General features: G+C 71.2%; 13 protein-coding genes and 2 pseudogenes. 8 read left to right on the forward strand and 7 right to left on the reverse strand.

Annotated elements, in window-relative coordinates; genetic code table 11:
- Nucleotides 1-150: 150 nt before the first annotated feature.
- Nucleotides 151-456: an AzlD domain-containing protein gene (locus OTB16_RS22130; RefSeq protein WP_267722209.1), complete on the forward strand. Its 306-nt coding sequence runs from the start codon at nucleotides 151-153 to the stop codon at nucleotides 454-456.
- Between the two features lie 37 nt (nucleotides 457-493).
- Nucleotides 494-1,393: pseudogene (locus OTB16_RS22135) on the forward strand (AzlC family ABC transporter permease).
- Between the two features lie 90 nt (nucleotides 1,394-1,483).
- On the opposite strand, the gene OTB16_RS22140 reads toward OTB16_RS22135, so the two are convergent.
- The 3 genes from OTB16_RS22140 to OTB16_RS22150 form a co-directional block, all read right to left on the reverse strand.
- The gene (locus OTB16_RS22140; RefSeq protein WP_267722210.1) at nucleotides 1,484-1,828 is read right to left on the reverse strand and encodes a MerR family transcriptional regulator; all 345 of its coding nucleotides are present in this window, start codon (nucleotides 1,826-1,828) and stop codon (nucleotides 1,484-1,486) included.
- Nucleotides 1,755-2,948 (reverse strand): methyltransferase, encoded by a 1,194-nt coding sequence (locus tag OTB16_RS22145; RefSeq protein ID WP_420717774.1) that lies wholly within the window; start codon nucleotides 2,946-2,948, stop codon nucleotides 1,755-1,757. Before OTB16_RS22145 ends, OTB16_RS22140 begins: the two co-directional genes overlap by 74 nt.
- 138 nt (nucleotides 2,949-3,086) lie before the next feature.
- The gene (locus OTB16_RS22150; protein ID WP_267722212.1) at nucleotides 3,087-3,449 is read right to left on the reverse strand and encodes a tetratricopeptide repeat protein; all 363 of its coding nucleotides are present in this window, start codon (nucleotides 3,447-3,449) and stop codon (nucleotides 3,087-3,089) included.
- A 104-nt stretch (nucleotides 3,450-3,553) separates the two neighbouring features.
- Between OTB16_RS22150 and OTB16_RS22155 the strand changes: the two genes are divergently transcribed.
- The gene (locus OTB16_RS22155) at nucleotides 3,554-4,519 is read left to right on the forward strand and encodes a pirin family protein (protein ID WP_267722213.1); all 966 of its coding nucleotides are present in this window, start codon (nucleotides 3,554-3,556) and stop codon (nucleotides 4,517-4,519) included.
- Nucleotides 4,520-5,169: 650 nt separating this feature from the next.
- Here OTB16_RS22155 and OTB16_RS22160 read toward each other — a convergent pair.
- From OTB16_RS22160 to OTB16_RS22170, 3 genes are all read right to left on the reverse strand, one after another.
- Nucleotides 5,170-5,325, reverse strand: a complete 156-nt coding sequence (locus OTB16_RS22160) for a hypothetical protein (protein ID WP_267722214.1) — start codon at nucleotides 5,323-5,325, stop codon at nucleotides 5,170-5,172.
- A gap of 81 nt (nucleotides 5,326-5,406) precedes the next feature.
- Entirely contained in the window at nucleotides 5,407-6,045 is a 639-nt protein-coding gene (locus OTB16_RS22165; protein ID WP_267722216.1) for a DUF3105 domain-containing protein, read from the reverse strand.
- 119 nt (nucleotides 6,046-6,164) lie between these two features.
- Complete coding sequence (locus tag OTB16_RS22170) at nucleotides 6,165-6,323, reverse strand: hypothetical protein (RefSeq protein WP_267722217.1); 159 nt, start codon at nucleotides 6,321-6,323, stop codon at nucleotides 6,165-6,167.
- 100 nt (nucleotides 6,324-6,423) lie between these two features.
- Between OTB16_RS22170 and OTB16_RS22175 the strand changes: the two genes are divergently transcribed.
- The 3 genes from OTB16_RS22175 to OTB16_RS22185 all read left to right on the forward strand — a co-directional run bounded on the left by OTB16_RS22175 (nucleotide 6,424) and on the right by OTB16_RS22185 (nucleotide 8,789).
- Nucleotides 6,424-6,822 (forward strand): hypothetical protein, encoded by a 399-nt coding sequence (locus OTB16_RS22175; RefSeq protein WP_267722219.1) that lies wholly within the window; start codon nucleotides 6,424-6,426, stop codon nucleotides 6,820-6,822.
- A gap of 92 nt (nucleotides 6,823-6,914) precedes the next feature.
- Complete coding sequence (locus tag OTB16_RS22180; RefSeq protein WP_267722220.1) at nucleotides 6,915-7,982, forward strand: urease accessory protein UreH domain-containing protein; 1,068 nt, start codon at nucleotides 6,915-6,917, stop codon at nucleotides 7,980-7,982.
- 135 nt (nucleotides 7,983-8,117) lie between these two features.
- Nucleotides 8,118-8,789 (forward strand): tRNA-dependent cyclodipeptide synthase, encoded by a 672-nt coding sequence (locus OTB16_RS22185; protein WP_267722222.1) that lies wholly within the window; start codon nucleotides 8,118-8,120, stop codon nucleotides 8,787-8,789.
- Between the two features lie 16 nt (nucleotides 8,790-8,805).
- Here the strand turns inward: OTB16_RS22185 and OTB16_RS22190 are convergent, their stop codons facing one another.
- The gene (locus OTB16_RS22190) at nucleotides 8,806-9,228 is read right to left on the reverse strand and encodes a heavy metal-responsive transcriptional regulator (RefSeq protein ID WP_267722223.1); all 423 of its coding nucleotides are present in this window, start codon (nucleotides 9,226-9,228) and stop codon (nucleotides 8,806-8,808) included.
- Between the two features lie 118 nt (nucleotides 9,229-9,346).
- Between OTB16_RS22190 and OTB16_RS22195 the strand changes: the two genes are divergently transcribed.
- Together OTB16_RS22195 and OTB16_RS22200 are read left to right on the forward strand one after the other, a co-directional pair.
- Nucleotides 9,347-9,556, forward strand: a complete 210-nt coding sequence (locus OTB16_RS22195; RefSeq protein ID WP_267722225.1) for a heavy-metal-associated domain-containing protein — start codon at nucleotides 9,347-9,349, stop codon at nucleotides 9,554-9,556.
- Nucleotides 9,557-9,564: 8 nt separating this feature from the next.
- Nucleotides 9,565-10,758 (forward strand): annotated as a pseudogene (locus OTB16_RS22200) (heavy metal translocating P-type ATPase); the annotation flags it as partial.
- Nucleotides 10,759-10,882 lie beyond the last annotated feature (124 nt).

Below are 10,882 nucleotides of genomic sequence, written 5' to 3' on the forward strand. Positions count from 1 at the left end.
CCTTCCTGCCGGACCGCGTCCTCGACGCGCTCCGCGAACTGTCGCTCGACCCGCACGCTCCGGTCCTGCCGGAGGCGGCCGAAGGACCCGGGCGGGTCCTCGAAGCCGCCGACTTCTCCTTCTGACCAAGGCGAGATTTCGATGCCCCCCTTGACCATCATCCTCTGCGGGGCGGTGACGTTCGCCGTCCGCTACGCGCTCTTCGGACCGATCGGCCCCGAGCACCTGCCCACCCGCATCCGCAGCACCCAGCCTTACGTGATGCCCGCCGTGCTGATGGCGATCATCGTGCCGTCGGTGGTGCTGGCCGGGGATTCCGGCGACCCGAAGACGGTCGCCCCGTACCTGGTGGGTGCGGTGTGCGGGTTCACGGTGGGCGCGTTCAAGAGGGATGCCTTCTTCCTGGTGTTCGCGGTCGCCATGGCCGGCTTCATGGTCACCAAGTTCGCGCTGTGAACCAGCTCCGCCCTCCCTCCGGAACGAGGTCGAATTGATGTTGCCCCGACACAACCGCGGGGGTGAGGTACTGCAAGGCGCCCTGGCCGCCGTACCCGTCATCATCGGCGCGGTGCCGTTCGGCCTGCTGTTCGGCGCGCTTGCCGAGGCGCAGGGCCTGGACGTGGTCAACACCATGCTGATGAGCCTGGTGGTCAACTCCGGTTCCGCCCAGATGATCGGCCTCGGGATGATCACCTCGGGTGCCGCGTGACCGTTGACCGTGATGACGGTCCTGCTGATCAATCTGCGGCACGTCTTCTACTCCGCGGCGCTGGCCCCGTACGTACGGCCGATGCCCGTGTTCTGGCGCGCGGCCATCGCCTTCGGCATGACCGACGCCGTCTACGCCCTCGCGGCGAAGCGGTTCGGCGAGCCCACGCCCGAACAGGACAACCGGCGCTGGTACGTGCTGAGCAACGCCGTCGCCATCTACGTCGCCTGGAACCTCGCCACCCTCTGCGGCTGGACCTTCGGCCAGACCCTCGCCGATCTGAGCTCCTGGGGACTGGACTTCGCGGTCTACGCCTCGTACATCGGCTTGGTCGTCTCCTCATTCACGACCCGCCGCGCGCTCGTCATCGGACTCATCGCGGGGGCCGGCGGTCTCCTGCTGAGCCACCTGCCCTACCAGAGCGGCCTGTTCCTGGCCACGCTCGCCGGTACGTCGGCGGCCGCCTTCCTGGAGAGCAAGGCGCGCGTCTCCGCCGGTTACGCCGCCACGGAGCCGAAGCCGACGGAGCCACACCCCGCGCAGTCACGCCCCGCGGGGTCACGCTCCGCACAGCCGCAGCCCGCGGCGGCACCGCACACGGGGGCGCAGCGCGCGGGGGCGCAGCCCGCGGGGCCCGCGGGCGAGGAAGCAACGGACCGAGAGTTCGGCAGCAGTCCGCGCTGATCACATGCCGCCGGAACGGTCCGACGAACCGGTCCGCCGGCGCCGTCGCCTGTACCTGGGGGAAGTCTCCCGTGTCCAGTTCGGCCCGGGTCATCGTGACCGGTTCTGCCGCGCCCAGTCGCGGGTCATCTCCCGCTCCAGGCCCAGCAGTCGGGAAAGCCCGCCGCCCCGCTCCCACGCGTCCAGCAGCGCGGCGATGCCGTTGGCCGTGTAGCCGCGCCCGAGCGCGTAGTTGATCGGCCGCAGCCGGGTCAGGTGCTCGTCGGCGTACCGTGCGATCCGGCCCTCCCGGCGCGGCGGCGGCAGCAGCCCGCGCTCCTGGTAGTAGCGCGGGCGGCCGAGCGCAGGACGTACCGGCAGGTCACATAGCTCGCGGGCGATCGTGCTTGACCGCCCGCAGGACGACGAACTTCGGCTCGCTCGCGACGACTTCACTGTTGCCGAACAGCCGCCGCAGGTGCGTGTGGTATCCCATGTGCCGATTGGCGACCACCCACAGCTCGCCGCCCGGCCGCAGCACCTTGCGCGACTGCGCGAACATCCGCAGCGCGGTCGCGTCCGTCGTGGCCTGGTGGGAGTGGAACGGCGGATTGTTCAGCACCAGGTCCACGGAACCCGGGGGCAGCATGGACACGCCGTCCCCGACCAGGAACTCGGCGGTGCGCCGTCCCTCGCGGACGTTCGCCCGGTAGGTGGCCTGCGCCGAGGCGACGGCCTGGTACGACTCGTCGGTGAAGACGACCTCGGCGTCGGGATCGGCGACCTGGACCGCCGTGCCGACGACGCCGTTGCCGCAGCCGAGGTCCACGACCCGGGCCCCGTCGGTGTTGGTCGGCAGGTTCTGCAGCAGGAAGCGCGTGCCGATGTCGAGCCGGTCGGCGCAGAAGATCCCGGCGTGGTTGACCACGGTCAGCCCGGCTCCCGAGCCGCCGTCCTCGTCGACCGTGTACGTCAGCGGCCACGGCCCGGGGGTCGTGGGACGGGTGGCGCCGGGGGTACCCGGCGTACAGAAGATCAGCCGCGCCTTCTTCTCGGCGAGGGAGGTCTTCGTCGGGCCCAGGATTCGCTCGAAGAGCCGCAGGGTGGAGGTGTGGATCTCCTTGACCATGCCCGCGCCGACGACCACGGTACCCGCGTGGACGTGCGGCGCCACCCGGTGCAGCTGGTCCTCCAGCAGCGCCAGGCTCTTCGGCACGCGCACCAGCAGGACGTCGATCCGCTCCGGCGGCACGTCCTGCGTGGTCAGCAGCGACACCGTCGACTTCGACGTGCCGATGCCGGCCCGGTCCAGGTTCGCAGCGGTGGCGGAACGCGTCAGCGAGGAGTCGGTGATCTGCGCCGGGTGATAGGCGGCGAGCGCCGTGGTCAGCGCCCCCCAGCGGTCCCCGAGCACGGTGATCTGCCCGGCGCCGGCCAGGTCCACCGGGCCGCGTTCACCCGTACCGGAGTCGAGGTGGCGCAGGAGGTACTCGTCGGCGGCGTCCCAGGCGAAGAGCCGGTCGCGCGGGTCCTCGGGGAAGCGGGTGAGCTCGTAGGAGCCGAAAGGCGTGGTCAGACGGTTCATATTGGCCCCAGGCTAACCGAGCCCGGGGCCGAGCCCCGCATGGACGGGGCCGGAGCCCCGATCGGAGGGGGCCGGAGCCCCCACCGGACGGGCCGGAGCCGCGTCCGATGGGCCCTCCCTACTCGGTCCCTACTCGGGTCCTTGCTCGGGCAGGTCGCCCGCCATCGCGGAGGCCATGCGCAGGTGCGGACGGGCCTCGGCGGCACGGCCGAGCCGCTCCAGCGTGCGACCGAGCATGAGCTGGGCGTAGTCCTCAACGGGCCAGCGCTCCAGTACGGCGCGTAGCTCGGCCTCGGCGCGCGAGAGCTGGGCGGAGTGGTAGTAGGCGCGGGCCAGCAGCAGTCGGGGCGCCAGCTGCTCGGAGGCCTCCTGCGCCAGCGGCTCCAGGACGCGGGCGGCGGTCGCGTACTCCTTCGCGTCGAAGAAGAGCCGGGCGCGCTCCCAGCGCTCGGCCGCGGTCCCGTGCCCGAGGTACGTCGTCGGCCCGTTCATCGTTTCCCTTCCGCCGGTCGTCTGGTCTGTCAGCTGCCTCCAACACGGTTGTGCAGCGGAACATTCCGCTCTGCGCCGCCGCCGCGCGCGGCTAGGTTGTCCGCATGAGCAATCTCGATCGCCAGCCCGCTCTCTCCACCTGCGGCGGCCGCGGCTTCGTAGTGGCTGAACCGGTCCGCGAGCTCCTCAGCCCGCGCACGGTCAAGCTAGGAGAGTCCACGGAGGTCCGCCGCCTCCTGCCGAACCTGGGCCGCCGCATGGTGGGCGCCTGGTGCTTCGTGGACCACTACGGCCCGGACGACATCGCCGAGGAGCCCGGCATGCAGGTCGCGCCCCACCCGCACTCCGGGCTGCAGACCGTGAGCTGGCTCCACGAGGGCGAGGTGCTGCACCGCGACAGCGTCGGCAGCCTCGAGACGATCCGCCCCCGCGAACTGGGCCTCATGACCTCCGGCCGCGGCATCAGCCACTCCGAGGAGAGCCCGCGGCCGCACCCCCGGCTCCTGCACGGCGCACAACTGTGGGTGGCCCTCCCGGACGCCCACCGCGGCGTGGCCCCGCACTTCCAGCACCACGCCGACCTCCCGCAGGTCACGGCCCCGGGCCTGACGGCGACCGTCATCCTCGGCACCCTGGACACGGCGACCTCGCCAGGCGCGGCGTACAGCCCGATCGTCGGCGCCGACCTCGCCCTGGCGGCCGGCACCGAGACCAGGCTCCCGCTCGACCCGGACTTCGAGTACGCAGTCCTGTCGATGTCGGGCGAGGCCCACGTGGACGGCGTCCCGGTCCTCCCGGGCTCGATGCTCTACCTGGGCTGCGGCCGCATGGACCTCCCCCTGCGGGCGGTGTCGGACGCGGGCCTGATGCTCCTGGGCGGCGAACCGTTCGAAGAGGAGATCGTCATGTTCTGGAACTGGATCGGACGCTCCCAAGAGGATATCGCACAGGCCCGCGAGGACTGGATGAAGGGCACCCGCTTCGGCGAGGTCAAGGGCTACGACGGCCTTCCGATTCCGGCTCCGGAACTCCCCCCAACCCGCCTGAAGCCTAGAGGAAGGGTGCGCTGAACTGCGCGTATGTCCTGAAGGCGGGCCCGGTGTTGTGGCCGCGCCGCCGCTCCGCTTCTGGAGGTCCGTCGGACGTCGACGAGGCCTCTGGAAGCGCTTCCCGATCTTGAGGTCGAGTCTCATGTGAAGCAGGCTGTGGTCAGGTCTAGTCAGACGAATGCTGACCCTTTGCTGACTCTACTGACGAGTAGTTAGATGCCTGGAGGGAAGTGTGTACGCACCTCCTGGCAGAGGAACGTCATGCCGAGGGGTCTGGTCCCTGGACTCTTCGGCTGCCGAGGACAGCTCCAGGTGAGCTCACCTCCGAGGCCGCAGCCTGCTGTCGGTCTGTCGCGGAAGCCGGTGCGCGATGTTGTGAACAGTCAACAAAGCGCGGTGTTGAAGCTGCCGCCATCCGGCAGGCTCGCCAGATCCACGAGCGGGCGCAGCACCTGGTTCAGGTGTTCGACCCAGAGGTCGGAAGACGGGTCCTCCTGAAGTCGGCCTCCGAGGGGGCGAGGGTGGCGTTGAGCATCCGAAGAAGGGGTCCCAGCGCGTGGGGTAGTGCATCCCGCGGGCGAGGCCGGCCTCGGACTCCGTCGCGAGCCGACGCTCCAATGAGGCGGTGACGCGATCTAATCAGGTGCCCGTCCGGTGCGGCCCGTAGAACCTCACGGCCCCACGGGGCTGGCGTAGCTGATGAGATCGAAGGCGGCGGTCGCAGCGTCCAGCAGCCTGGCGAACACCATTCCGACACTGGGCGGAAGCCGCCCGAAGAGTCGCACCAGCCACAGCAGCCGCAGGGTGATCACGTAGCCGACGAGCATGTGCCATAGCAGCTGCTTGTTGGTCCATCGGATGCGCGTTCGCCATGGGCTGCTACTGGGTCTCCGACCTCCGTGGCAGCGCTACGACGACTTTCCGCCGCCGCAGGGGGCGCCCGGCTCGGGTGTCTGCGGGCCTTGGACGTAGCGGCCGAGGAACTCCGCCACACGGGAGTCGGAGGCGTCGTTCACGCTCAGCTGGTGGCCCCAGGCAGTGAGTGTGATGGGTGCGGGCTGGCCCGGGTAGGGGCTCATGAGGGTGTAGGGAGTCTTCGAGACACGATCGCCCAGCGCCTTGATGTCAGCGGCACTCGCCTTGTTCGTGTACGTGACCCACACGGCTCCGTGCTCCAGCGAGTGCACCGCGTTCTCGTCGGCCACCGGTTTGTCGTACACGTCGCCGTCGCAGTTCTGCCAGACCGGATCGTGGTCCCCGCCGACGGGCGGGGTCATCGGATAGGACACGTCCGTGGTGACGTGGTTCCGGCTCAGATCCGGCCAGGTCTTTTCGCCGACGAGGGCTGTTGCCTGCTTCTGCTCCCCGTTGTCGGAGGCCGTGACGAGGTAGCCGACGCCCACGCCGGCAGCGGCGACGATCACCGTCGAGGCGGCGGCGATGGTGATCTTCTTACGGCGTTCGCGGGACCGGTCGGCACGCCGCATCTCCTCTATCCGTGCGCGACGCGACCCGGATCCGTCCTTCGGGCTGCGGGAAGAACTCATGTGCTGCGCACCTCCCTGGGTGCGGTGCACGCGGCCGCCGGGAGCAAGCCGTCGGCGGCCCTTGCTGTCTCTCCATCGTAGGGACGGCGGCCGCAGGGCCGCGACCGCTGCGGGGTGGCTCAGCCGACGGTGAGCGTTCCCTTCATGGGCGCGTGGATCGAGCAGATGGAGGGGTAGCTGCCGGGTTTGTCGGGGGCGGTGAAGGTGGCCGTCTGGCTGGCGGAGATCTCCTGCGGCTCCGGCGGCGATGCCTGCTGCTCCACAGAGAAGGCCGGCACCGTCAAGTGAATGAGTGGGTGGGGGCCGCAGGCCGCTGGACGGTCTGACCCGGCTCCTGGAGCGAGGCCGGTGGGCGGGCGCCCGGGTAGCATCGCGGTCATGCTCGTCCGCCCTGACCGGCGCCCCCGGCCGGCCGTCGCCGCCTTCCTGGCCGGTGTGCTGCTGGCCTGCGCCTATCTGATGTGGGGACCCGGGCACACCAGCGCGATGGCCATGTCCGGCCCGATGCCGACGATGGCCGTCGGCAAGGGCATGGCGGCGGAAGCCGGAAAGCACCCGGCCGTCTCCGACGCCGGACACGACGGCTGTCCGGCGACGAGCTTGGACTGTCCGCTCGCCACGGCGTATACGCCTCTCCCGCTCACGGCACCGCCCGGCCCCGCCGCCCTCGCGCAGCCGCCAGTGGCGGCCGCGGAATTCGTGCGGGGCACCGAGGATGGGTGCCCAAGGCCTCGGGCGCCCGATCCTGTCGCTCTCCTCTGCGTCAGCCGGACCTGATGACACCCCGCACCCCGGCCGGCCCTGTGCCGGCCGGCGGGTGCTTCGCCGTGTCCTGATCCGGTCTTCCCCGTTGGGAGAGTTCCTCCTCCATGTCCACCACGTTGTTCGTCACCGGTCTGACCACCGGTCTCTTCGCGGGCGGCGCCTCCTGCGCGGCCGTCCAGGGCGGGCTGCTCGCCGGCGCGGTCGGCCGCCGGGCCACCGCCTGGACGCCCGAAGCATGGGAGCGCAGCGGCCTGTTCGCGCCCGTGGGAGCGTTCCTCGGTGCCAAGCTCGCCTCCCACACCCTGCTCGGCGCGGCCCTGGGGCTGGCCGGCGCCGCCGTGCAGCCCGGTCCACGCACCCGAGCCGTCCTGCTCGTGGCGAGTGCGCTGCTGATGGTGCTGTTCGCCCTCGACATGCTCGGCGTCCGCGCCGTGCGCCGCTTCGTGCCGCGCCCGCCCGAATCGTGGGGGCGGCGGGTACGCCGGTCGGCGAAGTCGACGACCGTCACCACCCCGGCCGTCCTCGGCTTCCTCACCGTCCTCATCCCCTGCGGAGTCACCCTCAGCGTCGAGCTCATCGCCGTCACCTCAGCCTCTCCCCTCGCAGGGGCCGCCGTCATGGCCGGCTTCGTCCTGGGCACCGGGCCCCTCTTCGCGATCCTCGGGTTCTTCCTGCGCTCCGCCGCGAAGCTCTGGCAAGGCCGGCTCACCGCCGTCACCGCCGTGATCGTCCTGGCCGTCGCCGTCTGGACGCTCACCTCCGGGCTGCGGCTGGGCGGCTGGTGGCCCGCACCCGCACCCGCGCCCGCGGCCGCCGCGGCGCCGGTGGAGACGGTGACCACCGCGGGCGGGACGCAGACCATCACGGTCCAGGCCCGCACCAACTCCTACACGCCCACCGCCATCACCGCCGCAGCCGGCATCCCGACCAAGCTCGTCGTCGCCACCCGCGGCACGAACGGCTGCGTCCGCTCCTTCGTGGTCCCCGACCGCGGCGTGCAGGAGATCCTCCCCGTCACCGGCGAGACCGTCATCGACCTCGGGACCCCGCAACCCGGAACGCTCGCCTTCACCTGCGGCATGGGCATGTACGGCGGCGAGATCCGCTTCCAACAGCCCGCCGCCCCTACATACGGCCCCCGGCCCGCCGCATCCCAGGAGGCGAGCCGATGACCCGCCTCGTCGCGTTCGCCGCCGCCGGAGACACCGCCACCCCACCCCAGCTGCCTGACCACTGTGCTCCGTTCGGGTGTCATGCCGTGCCCGGTGCTTGAACTTCCCCTTGGGGGGAGGGTTTAGCGTCCGGTCATGATGACGGCCACGCCTCTGAGTGAGCGATGTGCGGCGGTTCTGGAGCGCGCCGAGCACGCGTGCTTCGGGATCAGCCCGTTCAACGGCTACTTCTCCCCGCCCCGCCTCAGGGAGTTGGTGGAGTGGGGGCTGAACCGGTTCGAGCGGGTGGACTTCTTCGTGCCGGACGCGCCCAGCGCCTTCACTCTGGAGGCGCTGGGGTACGCGCCGGAGAAGGCCGCGTGGAAGGCACGGCGGCAGGGGCAGTACACGCGCAACAAGATCGTCACGGCGCTCGGGTCGCTGGGCGTGGACGGCGGGGCGGGGCGGGTGCTGGGGTGGGCGGAGCTGGCGGGCAACCAGGCGTTCAGGGACCTGCACGAAGGACTGCTGCGGCGGTATGCCGAGGATGCCGGCCTCCGGGCCGTGTGCCGGGAGGCCGCGGCCTGGGTCCTGGGCGGGAAGCTGCCGGGCGGATCGGTTCCGGACGAGGGCCAGGTCGAGCGGGCGGTGCGGTACTTCCTGGCGGAGCTGCCGCTGTTCCTTGACACCCCGTCCATCGTCGGTGCCGGGACCTCGGTGTTCTGCTACCACCGGCCGCCCGAGGTACTGCGCCGCCTGTACGCGGGCGAGCTCGGATGGCGGCCCGCTGTCGGTCAGGGGTTCGCGGTCGTCGTGCCGGCCGGGTAGCGTCCAGGCCGCTTGGTCAGCCGGCGACCGCGGTCTCGGCGGGCTCGGTCTCCAGGATCCAGCACACGGTCGCGTTGTCGTGGTCGGTCGGGCGGCCCTTGTCGGCGTGGTCGAGCAGGGCCGCCAGGTGGGTCTCCAGGGTCACGAGCTCGGCGATCTGGGCGCGTACGTGGTCCAGGCGCTCGCTCAGTACGCGTCCGACGTGGCCGCAGGGGCTCTCGCCGCGGTCGTGCACAGTCAGGATCTGCCGGACTTCCTGCAAGGTCATGCCCGCGGCCTGGCAGCGGCGGACGAAGCGCAGCCGGTCGGCGGTCTCCGGGCCGTAGACGCGGTGGCCGCTGTGGGTGCGCGCCGGCGGCGGAAGCAGGCCGGAGTCCTCGTAGAAGCGGATCGTCTTGGTGCTCGTCCCTGTGAGCTCGGCCACTTCGCCGATCTTCATGGCACTCTCCCCTTGAAGTTCCAGTGCGCTGGAAGTGTAACGCTACGGGCGTCCAGGGAGCCCCTGCGACCGGCGGCCGCCGAGCGGGCGGTCGCTCGCACGGATCGAGGAGCGTTGCATGAGCGAGTCCACCTACACCGTCACCGGCATGACCTGCGGCCACTGCGCCGATTCCGTCACCGAGGAGATCACCGAGATCGCCGGGGTCCGGAAGGTCGACGTCGATGTGGAGTCCGGCCGCGTCACGGTGGCCAGCGACAGCCCGCTGTCGACCGAGGACGTGCGGGCGGCCCTGACCGAGGCCGGCTACCAGCTCGTTGGCGCCTGAAGCTCGCTGTGACCACCACGACCACCTCGCTGCCGGCCGGCGAGCCGCCCGCCGAGGGTGCTCCGGCGCAGAGCGTCGACCTGTCCATCACCGGCATGACCTGTGCCTCGTGTGCCCACCGGATCGAGCGGAAGCTGAACAAGCTTCCCGGGGTCAGCGCCACGGTGAACTTCGCCACCGCCAGTGCGCGCGTCGGCTTCCCCGAGGACCTGACACCGCAGGACCTGATCGCCACGGTGAAGGCCACCGGCTACGGTGCCAGCCTGCCGGCCCCGCCCCCGTCCGCCGAGGCGGGTGGCCCGGCCGCTGCCGGTGACGGGCCGGGCAGCGAGGAGGAGCGTCGTGTGCGGGCGCTGCGGGACAGGCTGCTGGTCTCCGTGGCGCTGACCGTGCCAGTGGTGCTGCTGTCCATGATCCCGCCGCTGCAGTTCCGGTTCTGGCAGTGGCTGGCCTTCGCGCTCGCCTCGCCAGTAGCCCTGTGGGGGGCCTGGCCGTTCCACCGCGCCGCCGCGCTGAACCTGCGCCACCGCGCCGCGACCATGGACACCCTGGTCTCGCTCGGGGTGCTGGCCGCGTGGCTCTGGAGCCTTTACGCGCTGTTCCTCGGCGGTGCGGGCGAGCCCGGCATGCGGATGGCTTTCTCTCTGATGCCGAGCTCGGGGGCGCACGGCGGGCAGGCGGAGATCTATCTGGAGGTCGCGGCGGCACTCACCGCGTTCATCCTGGCCGGCCGCTACTTCGAAGCCCGCGCCCGCAGGCGGGCCGGGGAGGCGATCCGGGCCCTGATGGACCTGGGCGCCAAGGACGTCACCGTGCTGCGCGACGGACGCGAGACGCGGGTCCCGATCGAGCAGCTGGCGGTCGGCGACGAGTTCGTGGTCCGGCCCGGAGAGAAGATCGCCAGCGACGGTGTCGTGGTCGAGGGCTCATCGGCGGTGGACGAGTCGCTGCTGACCGGTGAGTCGCTGCCGGTGGAGGTCAGCCCGGGTGACGCGGTCACCGGGGCGACGGTCAATGCCGGCGGGCGGCTCGTCGTACGCGCCACCCGCATCGGCTCGGAGACCAAGCTCGCGCAGATCGCGCGCCTGGTGGAGGAGGCCCAGACCGGCAAGGCGGAGGTCCAGCGGCTCGTCGACTCCCTCTCGGCGATATTCGTCCCCGTCGTCATCCTGCTCGCGGTCGAGACGATGTTCGCCTGGCTAGGAGCGTGGGTCAGTAACGGGCAGCCCACGTTCGGTTCGTGATCATTCATGCGGAATGATGTCGGTATGCATGGTGGGGATGGGCTGTTCGAGGTCGAGCCGGTCGAGAAGAAGCGGCCGCAGG

Origin of the sequence: Streptomyces antarcticus, from assembly GCF_026627255.1 — a bacterium.
Lineage (GTDB): Bacteria > Actinomycetota > Actinomycetes > Streptomycetales > Streptomycetaceae > Streptomyces > Streptomyces antarcticus.

Bases quoted from the DNA above. Each gene is read 5' to 3' on its own strand.
- OTB16_RS22190 (WP_267722223.1), bottom strand. From the start codon at position 9,228: ATGAAGATCGGCGAAGTGGCCGAGCTCACAGGGACGAGCACCAAGACG.
- OTB16_RS22160 (WP_267722214.1), bottom strand. From the start codon at position 5,325: ATGCTCGTCGGCTACGTGATCACCCTGCGGCTGCTGTGGCTGGTGCGA.
- OTB16_RS22180 (WP_267722220.1), top strand. From the start codon at position 6,915: ATGTCCACCACGTTGTTCGTCACCGGTCTGACCACCGGTCTCTTCGCG.
- OTB16_RS22185 (WP_267722222.1), top strand. From the start codon at position 8,118: ATGATGACGGCCACGCCTCTGAGTGAGCGATGTGCGGCGGTTCTGGAG.
- OTB16_RS22175 (WP_267722219.1), top strand. From the start codon at position 6,424: ATGCTCGTCCGCCCTGACCGGCGCCCCCGGCCGGCCGTCGCCGCCTTC.
- OTB16_RS22150 (WP_267722212.1), bottom strand. From the start codon at position 3,449: ATGAACGGGCCGACGACGTACCTCGGGCACGGGACCGCGGCCGAGCGC.
- OTB16_RS22165 (WP_267722216.1), bottom strand. From the start codon at position 6,045: ATGAGTTCTTCCCGCAGCCCGAAGGACGGATCCGGGTCGCGTCGCGCA.
- OTB16_RS22195 (WP_267722225.1), top strand. From the start codon at position 9,347: ATGAGCGAGTCCACCTACACCGTCACCGGCATGACCTGCGGCCACTGC.
- OTB16_RS22155 (WP_267722213.1), top strand. From the start codon at position 3,554: ATGAGCAATCTCGATCGCCAGCCCGCTCTCTCCACCTGCGGCGGCCGC.